At 48.7% G+C, this 10,300-nt stretch carries 8 protein-coding genes, 1 tRNA gene and 1 pseudogene; all 10 read left to right on the forward strand.

Annotation, left to right across the window (positions count from 1 at the left end):
- Window positions 1-120: pseudogene (locus ACEYDX_RS00470) on the forward strand (elongation factor Tu); the annotation flags it as partial.
- Between the two features lie 7 nt (window positions 121-127).
- Window positions 128-203, forward strand: a tRNA-Trp gene (locus ACEYDX_RS00475).
- Between the two features lie 107 nt (window positions 204-310).
- Entirely contained in the window at window positions 311-583 is a 273-nt protein-coding gene (gene secE / locus ACEYDX_RS00480) for a preprotein translocase subunit SecE (RefSeq protein WP_373740082.1), read from the forward strand.
- Between the two features lie 2 nt (window positions 584-585).
- The gene (gene nusG, locus ACEYDX_RS00485) at window positions 586-1,119 is read left to right on the forward strand and encodes a transcription termination/antitermination protein NusG (protein ID WP_373740083.1); all 534 of its coding nucleotides are present in this window, start codon (window positions 586-588) and stop codon (window positions 1,117-1,119) included.
- Between the two features lie 116 nt (window positions 1,120-1,235).
- Window positions 1,236-1,670, forward strand: coding sequence for a 50S ribosomal protein L11 (gene rplK / locus ACEYDX_RS00490; protein ID WP_373740084.1), 435 nt, complete (start codon window positions 1,236-1,238; stop codon window positions 1,668-1,670).
- Window positions 1,671-2,366: a 50S ribosomal protein L1 gene (gene rplA, locus ACEYDX_RS00495; protein WP_373740085.1), complete on the forward strand. Its 696-nt coding sequence runs from the start codon at window positions 1,671-1,673 to the stop codon at window positions 2,364-2,366.
- 244 nt (window positions 2,367-2,610) lie between these two features.
- Complete coding sequence (gene rplJ / locus ACEYDX_RS00500; RefSeq protein ID WP_373740086.1) at window positions 2,611-3,111, forward strand: 50S ribosomal protein L10; 501 nt, start codon at window positions 2,611-2,613, stop codon at window positions 3,109-3,111.
- Window positions 3,112-3,170: 59 nt separating this feature from the next.
- Window positions 3,171-3,545 (forward strand): 50S ribosomal protein L7/L12, encoded by a 375-nt coding sequence (gene rplL, locus ACEYDX_RS00505; protein ID WP_085366665.1) that lies wholly within the window; start codon window positions 3,171-3,173, stop codon window positions 3,543-3,545.
- Window positions 3,546-3,763: 218 nt separating this feature from the next.
- Window positions 3,764-7,942 (forward strand): DNA-directed RNA polymerase subunit beta, encoded by a 4,179-nt coding sequence (gene rpoB, locus ACEYDX_RS00510; protein ID WP_373740087.1) that lies wholly within the window; start codon window positions 3,764-3,766, stop codon window positions 7,940-7,942.
- Between the two features lie 216 nt (window positions 7,943-8,158).
- Window positions 8,159-10,300 (forward strand): DNA-directed RNA polymerase subunit beta' (gene rpoC, locus ACEYDX_RS00515; RefSeq protein WP_373740088.1); only part of this gene is annotated, 2,142 nt, incomplete at its 3' end.

A 10,300-nucleotide genomic window follows, 5' to 3' on the forward strand; every position in this document is an offset into this window, starting at 1 on the left:
AACGTGAAAATCACGGTTGAACTGATTGCCCCGATTGCCATGGAAAACGGTTTGCGCTTTGCGATTCGCGAAGGCGGCCGTACCGTAGGTGCAGGTGTCGTTTCCAACGTCATCGCTTGATATTTAGAGGCCAGTAGCTCAATTGGTAGAGTATCGGTCTCCAAAACCGAGGGTTGGGGGTTCGAGACCCTCCTGGCCTGCCAAATAAAAAATTAACCGGCCTTAGGTCGGTTAATTTTTTATATATTTTAAATTATACCTTTCAGATTTTATTTGAGAGCTTCAATACTATTAACGATTAAGGTTTGCTATGACAGAGCATTTGCCGCAAGAAGATCGGAAAAAATCAACTACTCTCTCGGTGGTGGGTCAAAGTACCGATGAATATAAGAGTAGGGGGTTATTTGCTTATTTTCGCGACTCTTATCGTGAATTTAAGAAGGTAGTATGGCCTTCACGAGAAGATGCAACTAAGATGACAATGTTTGTCATTATTTTTGTTGCGGTTCTGTCGGCTTTTATTTATTTAGTCGATACTGCGATCTCGTGGTTGTTTTTTGATGTGCTACTGAAGAAAGGTTGATTATGTCTAAGCATTGGTATGTGGTTCAGGCGTACTCTGGCTTTGAAAAAAATGTTCAGAAGACATTGAAGGAGCGTATTGCTCGGGAATCGATGGAGCATTATTTCGGTCAAATTTTAGTGCCGGTAGAAGAGGTTGTTGATATTAAAAATGGCCGAAAGACTATTAGTGAACGAAAATTTTTTCCGGGCTATGTGCTGGTAGAAATGGAAATGACTGATGACTCTTGGCACTTGGTAAAGAGTACGCCTCGTGTTTCTGGTTTTATTGGAGGCACGGCGAATCGGCCTTTGCCGATTTCTCAGCGTGAAGTGGATGCAATTTTGCAGCAGGTAAACAGTGGTGTTGAGAAGCCTAAGCCGAAAGTTGAGTTTGAAGTCGGGCAGCAGGTAAGAATTAATGAGGGGCCGTTTGCTGATTTCAATGCTTCGGTGGATGAGGTAAATTACGAACGTAATAAGTTGCGTGTTTCTGTGCAGATTTTTGGTCGTGAGACACCGGTAGAGCTCGAATTTGGTCAGGTTGAAAAAATTTAAGTATATTTGCTTGAAAGATTTTTTAATGTACGTTAGAATTTAAAGTTCTTTATTGTAGTTGTTTGGGAAGCGGTTTAATATCCGCGTTATACCCGTTTTTTAGGAGTTCTTTCAAAGTGGCAAAGAAAATTATAGGCTATATCAAACTGCAAATTCCTGCAGGTAAAGCCAATCCGTCTCCTCCTGTTGGTCCTGCATTGGGTCAGCGTGGTTTAAATATTATGGAATTTTGTAAAGCATTTAATGCTGCAACTCAGGGTATGGAGCCTGGTTTGCCAATTCCTGTGGTTATTACTGCGTTTGCAGATAAATCATTCACTTTTGTGATGAAAACGCCTCCTGCAACCATTTTGCTTAAAAAGGCGGCGGGCTTGCAAAAGGGTAGTTCAAATCCTTTAACCAATAAAGTGGGTAAAGTGACTCGTGCGCAGCTGGAAGAGATTGCAAAGACCAAAGAACCTGATTTGACGGCAGCTGATTTGGATGCTGCGGTGCGTACTATTGCAGGTTCTGCTCGTTCTATGGGCTTGGATGTGGAGGGTGTTGTATAAATGGCTAAGGTTTCTAAACGCTTGAAGGCATTGCGCTCTTCTGTCGAGACTAATAAATTTTATGCAATTGATGAAGCGATTGCATTGGTGAAAAAGGCAGCAACTGCTAAGTTTGATGAATCTATAGATGTCTCTTTTAATTTAGGTGTTGATCCTCGTAAATCGGATCAAGTAATTCGTGGTTCGGTGGTTTTACCTAAAGGTACTGGTAAAACTACTCGTGTGGCTGTATTTACTCAGGGTGCAAATGCGGAAGCAGCAAAAGCGGCTGGTGCTGACATCGTGGGTTTTGAGGATCTGGCAGAAGAAGTAAAAAAAGGTAACTTGGATTTCGACGTGGTTATTGCCTCTCCTGATGCAATGAGAATTGTTGGCCAGTTGGGCACAATTTTAGGCCCTCGCGGTTTGATGCCTAATCCGAAAGTCGGTACTGTAACGCCGAATGTTGCTGAGGCTGTTAAAAATGCCAAAGCCGGCCAGGTTCAATATCGTACTGATAAGGCTGGTATCGTTCATGCTACCATTGGACGTGCTTCTTTTGATGAGGCTGCATTAAAAGAAAATTTTGATGCTTTGTTGGATGCGATTGTAAAAGCTAAGCCTGTTGCCGCTAAGGGGCAATATCTGAAAAAAGTAGCGGTTAGCAGTACAATGGGTTTAGGTATTCGTGTTGATGCTTCAAGTGTGAACAGTTAAATAGATTTTTCAGGCGGCCTATACTTGCATATTTAGGAGAGGTCGTCTGAAAGTTGGGCTACTTAAAATGATTAAGTAGATGTCCAAGACCGTAGGGATCGCAAGATTTAATCGTAACTGCCCTACGCAGACGGTAGTCCTGAAACGTTATCAAGTATTTTGCTTGTGAAATGTCTTTTAGGGCCTGCCGCGCTGGTGGGATATTTGTTTGAATATTCCGTTTTTAAACAGTGGGAGGTAGACCTTGAGTCTCAATATTGAAACCAAGAAGGTGGCTGTTGAAGAGATTGGTGCAGCAATTGCTAATGCCCAAACTTTGGTGGTTGCCGAATATCGCGGTATCAGTGTTGCCAGCATGACGGAATTGCGTGCCAATGCACGTAAAGAAGGCGTATATTTGCGCGTTCTGAAAAATACATTGGCCCGTCGCGCAGTAGAAGGAACTTCTTTCGCAGGATTGGCAGATCAGATGGTTGGTCCGTTGGTATATGCTGCGTCAGAAGATGCTGTTGCTGCTGCAAAAGTGCTGCATCAATTCGCGAAAAAAGACGACAAAATCATTGTTAAAGCCGGTTCTTATAATGGCGAAGTACTGAATGCTGGTCAGGTTGCTGAGTTGGCTTCTATTCCGAGCCGTGAAGAGCTGTTGTCTAAATTGCTGTTCGTTATGCAGGCTCCGGTTTCCGGTTTTGCCCGTGCGTTGGCAGCTTTAGCAGAGAAAAAAGCAGGCGAAGAAGCTGCTTGATTCTGTAACGATTTTGTTTAACCGATTTATTTTTATACAATATTTGGAGTTTGAATAGCATGGCTATTACTAAAGAAGACATTTTGGAAGCTGTTGGTTCTTTGACTGTGATGGAATTGAACGATCTGGTTAAAGCTTTTGAAGAAAAATTCGGTGTATCTGCTGCTGCCGTTGCCGTGGCTGGTCCTGCGGGTGCTGCCGCGGGTGCTGCTGCTGAAGAGAAAACCGAGTTTGACGTTATCTTGGCTTCTGCCGGTGATCAAAAAGTTGGCGTAATTAAAGTGGTTCGTGCCATTACCGGTTTGGGTCTGAAAGAGGCTAAAGACATGGTTGACGGGGCACCTAAAACAGTTAAAGAAGGTGTATCTAAAGCTGAAGCCGAAGATATTCAGAAGCAATTGGAAGAAGCTGGCGCGAAAGTCGAAATCAAATAATTCCTTTGTGGGAACAAAGGCTGGCAAGTATTGCCAGCCTTATTTTGCTTTAAAAATTTCGAAATCTGATTTTTTACTTTTATTTGCGATCTTATTTGAGTATTTTGGTAAATAAAAGTAAAAATTTCTTTTTTAAATCTGTTGGCCGTCTGAAAGCTTTTATTGCTTTCAAATAGATTAATTATTTTATTTTAAGTCTCCCTGTTTTGGAGTTTTCAATGAATTATTCTTTTACCGAGAAAAAACGTATCCGCAAAAGTTTTGCTAAGCGTGATAATGTGCTGGAAGTCCCTTTCCTGCTGGCAACCCAGTTGGATTCGTATTCCAAATTCCTACAATCTGAAAAAGGGTTTGATAAGCGCGATGATGAAGGTTTGCAGGCCGCATTCAATTCCATTTTTCCGATTGTGAGCCATAACGGCTATGCCCGTTTGGAATTTGTGCATTATGTATTGGGTGAGCCGCTGTTTGATATTCCCGAATGTCAATTGCGCGGCATTACTTATGCTGCTCCGTTGCGCGCGCGTATCCGTTTGGTGATTCTGGATAAGGAATCTTCCAAGCCGACGGTAAAAGAAGTGCGTGAAAATGAAGTGTACATGGGCGAAATTCCACTGATGACGCCGAGTGGCTCTTTCATTATTAACGGTACTGAGCGCGTGATTGTGTCTCAGCTTCACCGTTCTCCCGGCGTGTTTTTCGAACATGACCGTGGTAAAACCCATTCTTCAGGCAAGCTGTTGTTCTCGGCCCGTATTATTCCTTACCGCGGATCATGGTTGGATTTTGAATTTGATCCGAAAGATTTACTGTATTTCCGAATCGACCGCCGTCGTAAAATGCCGGTTACAATTTTGCTGAAAGCCTTAGGATATAGCAACGAGCAGATTCTGGATACCTTTTACGACAAAGAGACTTTCTATTTTTCGAAAGACGGTGTTCAAACAGATTTGGTTGTAGGCCGTCTGAAAGGCGAAACCGCTAAAACCGATATTATCGATAAAGACGGTAACGTTTTGGTGGCACAAGGCAAGCGTATCACTGCCAAAAATATCCGCGACATCAATAATGCAGGTTTGACCCGCCTGAATGTGGATTCAGATGGCCTGTTGGGAAAAGTGCTGGCGGCAGATCTGATTGTGCCGGATACAGGTGAAGTGCTGGCAGTGGCCAACGACGAAATCACTGAAGAACTGTTGGCGAAATTCGATATCCACGGCGTGGAAAAAATCGAAACCCTGTATATCAATGAACTGGATCAGGGCGGTTATATTTCCAACACCCTGCGTACCGATGAAACAGCCGATCAGCAGGCCGCGCGCGTGGCTATTTACCGCATGATGCGCCCGGGCGAACCGCCTACCGAAGAAGCTGTGGAGCTGTTGTTCAACCGATTGTTCTTCAATGAAGACAGTTACGATTTGTCGCGCGTAGGCCGTATGAAATTCAATACCCGAACCTACGAACAAAAGTTGAGCGAAGCCCAAAACGAATCTTGGTATGGCCGTTTGCTCAACCAAACCTTTGCAGGCGCGGCCGACAAAGGCGGTTATGTCTTGAGCGTGGAAGATATTGTGGCTTCGATTGCTACTTTGGTCGAATTGCGCAACGGTCATGGCGAAGTGGATGACATCGACCACTTGGGCAACCGCCGTGTGCGTTCGGTTGGCGAGCTGACCGAAAACCAATTCCGCAGCGGTTTGGCGCGTGTGGAACGTGCGGTAAAAGAACGGTTGAATCAGGCTGAATCTGAAAACCTGATGCCCCACGATTTGATTAATGCCAAACCTGTTTCAGCAGCAATCAAAGAATTTTTCGGTTCGAGCCAGTTGAGCCAGTTTATGGATCAAACCAACCCGCTTTCCGAAATTACCCACAAACGCCGCGTATCCGCGCTCGGCCCGGGTGGTTTGACGCGCGAACGTGCAGGCTTCGAGGTGCGCGACGTACACCCAACCCATTACGGCCGCGTGTGCCCGATTGAGACTCCTGAAGGCCCGAACATCGGCCTGATTAACTCGCTGTCGGTATACGCCCGCACCAACGACTACGGCTTTTTGGAAACGCCCTACCGCCGTGTGGTGGACGGCAAGGTAACCGACGAAATCGATTACCTGTCGGCAATTGAAGAAGGCCGTTATGTGATTGCGCAGGCAAATGCCGAACTGGATTCAGACGGCCGTCTGACCGGCGAGTTGATTACCTGCCGCGAAAAAGGCGAAACCATTATGGCAACGCCCGACCGTATCCAATATATGGATGTGGCAACAGGCCAAGTGGTTTCCGTAGCGGCATCGCTGATTCCGTTCTTGGAGCATGACGATGCAAACCGTGCCTTGATGGGGGCGAACATGCAGCGTCAGGCCGTACCGTGTTTGCGTCCTGAAAAACCGATGGTCGGTACCGGTATCGAACGCTCGGTGGCTGTCGATTCGGCTACAGCCATCGTTGCCCGTCGCGGCGGGGTGGTTGAATATGTGGATGCCAACCGTATCGTAGTTCGCGTGCATGATGACGAAGCCACAGCCGGCGAAGTGGGTGTGGACATTTACAATCTGGTGAAATTCACCCGTTCCAACCAGTCGACCAACATCAACCAGCGTCCTGTTGTCAAAGCAGGCGATGTATTGCAGCGTGGCGATGTGGTGGCCGACGGTGCGTCTACCGATTTGGGCGAACTGGCGTTGGGTCAGAACATGACCATCGCGTTCATGCCGTGGAACGGTTACAACTACGAAGACTCGATTCTGATTTCGGAAAAAGTGGCCGCCGACGACCGCTACACCTCCATCCACATCGAAGAGCTGAACGTGGTGGCGCGCGACACCAAATTGGGCGCGGAAGACATTACCCGCGATATTCCCAACCTTTCCGAGCGTATGCAGAACCGTTTGGACGAATCCGGCATCGTTTACATCGGTGCGGAAGTCGAAGCGGGCGATGTGTTGGTGGGCAAGGTAACGCCCAAAGGCGAAACCCAGCTTACACCTGAAGAAAAACTGCTGCGCGCGATTTTCGGCGAAAAAGCGTCCGACGTGAAAGACACTTCGCTGCGTATGCCTACCGGCATGAGCGGCACCGTGATTGACGTGCAGGTGTTTACCCGAGAAGGCATCCAACGCGACAAGCGCGCCCAGTCGATTATCGATTCCGAGCTGAAACGCTACCGCCAAGATTTGAGCGACCAATTGCGTATTTTCGACAACGATGCCTTCAGCCGTATCGAGCGCATGATTGTCGGCCAAAAAGCCAACGGCGGCCCGATGAAGTTGGGTAAAGGAAAAGAAGTGACCGCCGATTATCTGGCCTCGCTGCCGAGCAAACACGATTGGTTCGACATCCGTATGGCAGACGAATCGCTGGCCAAACAGCTCGAACTGATTAAAGTGAGTCTGCAACAAAAACGCGAAGAAGCCGACGCGCTGTATGAAGTCAAAAAGAAAAAACTGACGCAGGGCGACGAATTGCAGGCCGGCGTACAAAAAATGGTGAAAGTATTCATCGCCATCAAACGCCGTCTGCAAGCGGGCGACAAAATGGCCGGCCGCCACGGTAACAAAGGTGTGGTATCGCGCATTCTGCCTGTGGAAGACATGCCCTACATGGCAGACGGCCGTCCGGTCGATATCGTGTTGAACCCGCTGGGCGTACCGAGCCGTATGAATATCGGTCAGATTCTCGAAGTACACTTAGGCTGGGCGGCAAAAGGCATTGGTGAGCGCATCGACCGCATGCTGGCCGAACAGCGCAAAGTCAGTGAGATCCGAGCTTTCCTGAACAAGCTCTACAACGGCAGTGGCAAAGCGGAAGATTTGGACAGCCTGAGCGACGAAGACATTTTGGCTTTGGCGGAAAACCTGAAGCGCGGTGCGACCTTCGCTTCCCCCGTATTCGACGGCGCGAAAGAAGCCGAGATTTACGAAATGCTGAATCTGGCGTATCCGAGCGACGACGAGGCCGTGAAGAAACTCGGCTTCAACGACAGCAAAACCCAGATTACGCTCTACGACGGCCGTTCCGGCGAAGCATTCGACCGCAAAGTAACCGTCGGCGTGATGCACTATCTGAAACTGCACCACTTGGTTGACGAGAAAATGCACGCCCGCTCTACCGGCCCGTACTCGCTCGTTACCCAGCAGCCGTTGGGCGGTAAAGCCCAGTTCGGCGGCCAGCGTTTCGGTGAGATGGAGGTTTGGGCGCTCGAAGCCTACGGCGCCGCCTACACGCTGCAAGAGATGCTGACCGTGAAGTCCGATGACGTAACAGGCCGTACCAAAATGTACGAAAACATCGTTAAAGGAGAACACAAAATCGATGCCGGCATGCCCGAATCGTTCAACGTGTTGGTTAAAGAAATCCGTTCGCTGGGCTTGGATATTGATTTGGAACGTTACTGACCGACAGGTTTTCAGACGGCCTGTAAAGCAATAAAGGCCGTCTGAAAAACATGTTTGGAAAAAGATCGGATACGCAGACAAAACCGTATCCGTAAGAACCGGAATAACCGGATATGCAGACAGGCCGTCTGAACAAGCAAAGGCCGTCTGAAAAACGTTTCCCGAAAACCGAACAATATCCTTACCGCTGCAAAATACTTCCTTCTAGGAGCCAAAATGAATTTAATGAATCTGTTCAATCCCCTGCAATCCGCAGGTATGGAAGAAGAGTTTGATGCCATCAAAATCGGCATCGCATCGCCCGAAACCATCCGTTCCTGGTCTTACGGCGAAGTTAAAAAGCCCGAAACCATCAACTATCGTACTTTCAAACCCGAGCGCGACGGTTTGTTCTGCGCCAAAATCTTCGGCCCGGTAAAAGATTACGAATGCTTGTGCGGCAAATACAAACGCCTGAAATTCAAAGGCGTAACCTGCGAAAAATGCGGCGTGGAAGTAACCCTTTCCAAAGTGCGCCGCGAACGCATGGGCCATATCGAACTGGCCGCGCCCGTTGCACACATCTGGTTTTTGAAATCGCTGCCGTCTCGTCTGGGCATGGTGTTGGACATGACCCTGCGCGACATCGAGCGCGTGCTGTATTTTGAAGCCTATGTGGTTACCGACCCCGGCATGACGCCGCTGCAACGCCGCCAACTGCTGACCGAAGACGACTACTACGCCAAACTTGACGAACACGGTGATGACTTCGATGCAAAAATGGGTGCGGAAGGCATCCGCGAACTGCTGCGTACTTTGGACATTGCTTCCGAAGTGGAAATTCTGCGCCAAGAACTCGAATCCACCGGTTCCGACACCAAAATCAAAAAAATCGCCAAACGTTTGAAAGTGTTGGAAGCCTTTCAGCGCAGTGGCATGAAATTGGAATGGATGATTATGGACGTTCTGCCGGTGCTGCCGCCTGATTTGCGTCCGCTCGTTCCGCTCGATGGCGGCCGTTTCGCCACTTCCGATTTGAACGACCTGTACCGCCGCGTCATCAACCGTAACAACCGTTTGAAACGCCTGCTCGAACTGCATGCGCCCGACATCATCGTGCGAAACGAAAAACGTATGCTGCAAGAAGCGGTTGACTCATTGCTGGACAACGGCCGCCGCGGTAAAGCCATGACCGGTGCCAACAAACGCCCATTGAAATCTCTTGCCGATATGATTAAAGGTAAGGGCGGTCGTTTCCGTCAAAACCTGTTGGGTAAACGTGTGGACTATTCCGGCCGTTCCGTGATTACCGTCGGCCCCTACCTGCGTCTGCACCAGTGCGGTCTGCCCAAGAAAATGGCACTCGAGCTGTTCAAACCGTTTATTTTCCATAAACTGGAAAAACAGGGCTTGGCTTCAACCGTAAAAGCCGCCAAAAAACTGGTGGAACAGGAAGTACCCGAAGTTTGGGACATCTTGGAAGAAGTCATCCGCGAACACCCGATTATGCTCAACCGTGCGCCGACGCTGCACCGTTTGGGTATTCAGGCGTTCGAACCGATTCTGATTGAAGGCAAAGCGATTCAACTGCATCCGCTCGTTTGTGCCGCGTTCAACGCCGACTTCGACGGTGACCAAATGGCCGTTCACGTTCCGTTGAGTCTGGAAGCGCAAATGGAGGCGCGCACGCTGATGCTGGCTTCCAACAACGTATTGTCGCCTGCCAACGGCGAGCCGATTATCGTGCCTTCGCAGGACATCGTATTGGGTCTGTATTACATGACCCGCGACCGCATCAACGGCCAAGGCGAGGGTAGCCTGTTTGCCAATGTTCAGGAAGTGCACCGCGCCTACCACACCAAACAGGTGGAATTGGGCACGAAAATTACCGTGCGCCTGCGCGAATGGGTGAAAAACGGCGACGGCGAATTCGAACCGGTTATCAACCGTTACGAAACCACAGTAGGCCGTGCCTTGCTGTCGGAAATTCTGCCCAAGGGCCTGCCGTTTGAATACATTAACAAAGCTTTGAAGAAAAAAGAAATTTCACGCCTGATTAACGCTTCGTTCCGTTTGTGCGGTCTGCGCGATACCGTGATTTTTGCCGACCACCTGATGTATACCGGCTTCGGTTATGCAGCCAAAGGCGGCATCTCCATCTGCGTGGACGATATGGAAATCCCGAAAGAAAAAGCCGCCCTGCTGGCCGAAGCGCAAGGTGAAGTCAAAGAAATCGAAGACCAATACCGCCAAGGTTTGGTAACCAACGGCGAGCGCTACAACAAAGTGGTCGATATCTGGGGTCGCGCCGGCGATAAAATCGCCAAGGCGATGATGGACAACCTTTCCAAACAGAAAGTTATCGACCGCGAAGGCAAC

Origin of the sequence: Neisseria sp. (genome assembly GCF_041804105.1) — a bacterium.
GTDB lineage: Bacteria > Pseudomonadota > Gammaproteobacteria > Burkholderiales > Neisseriaceae > Neisseria.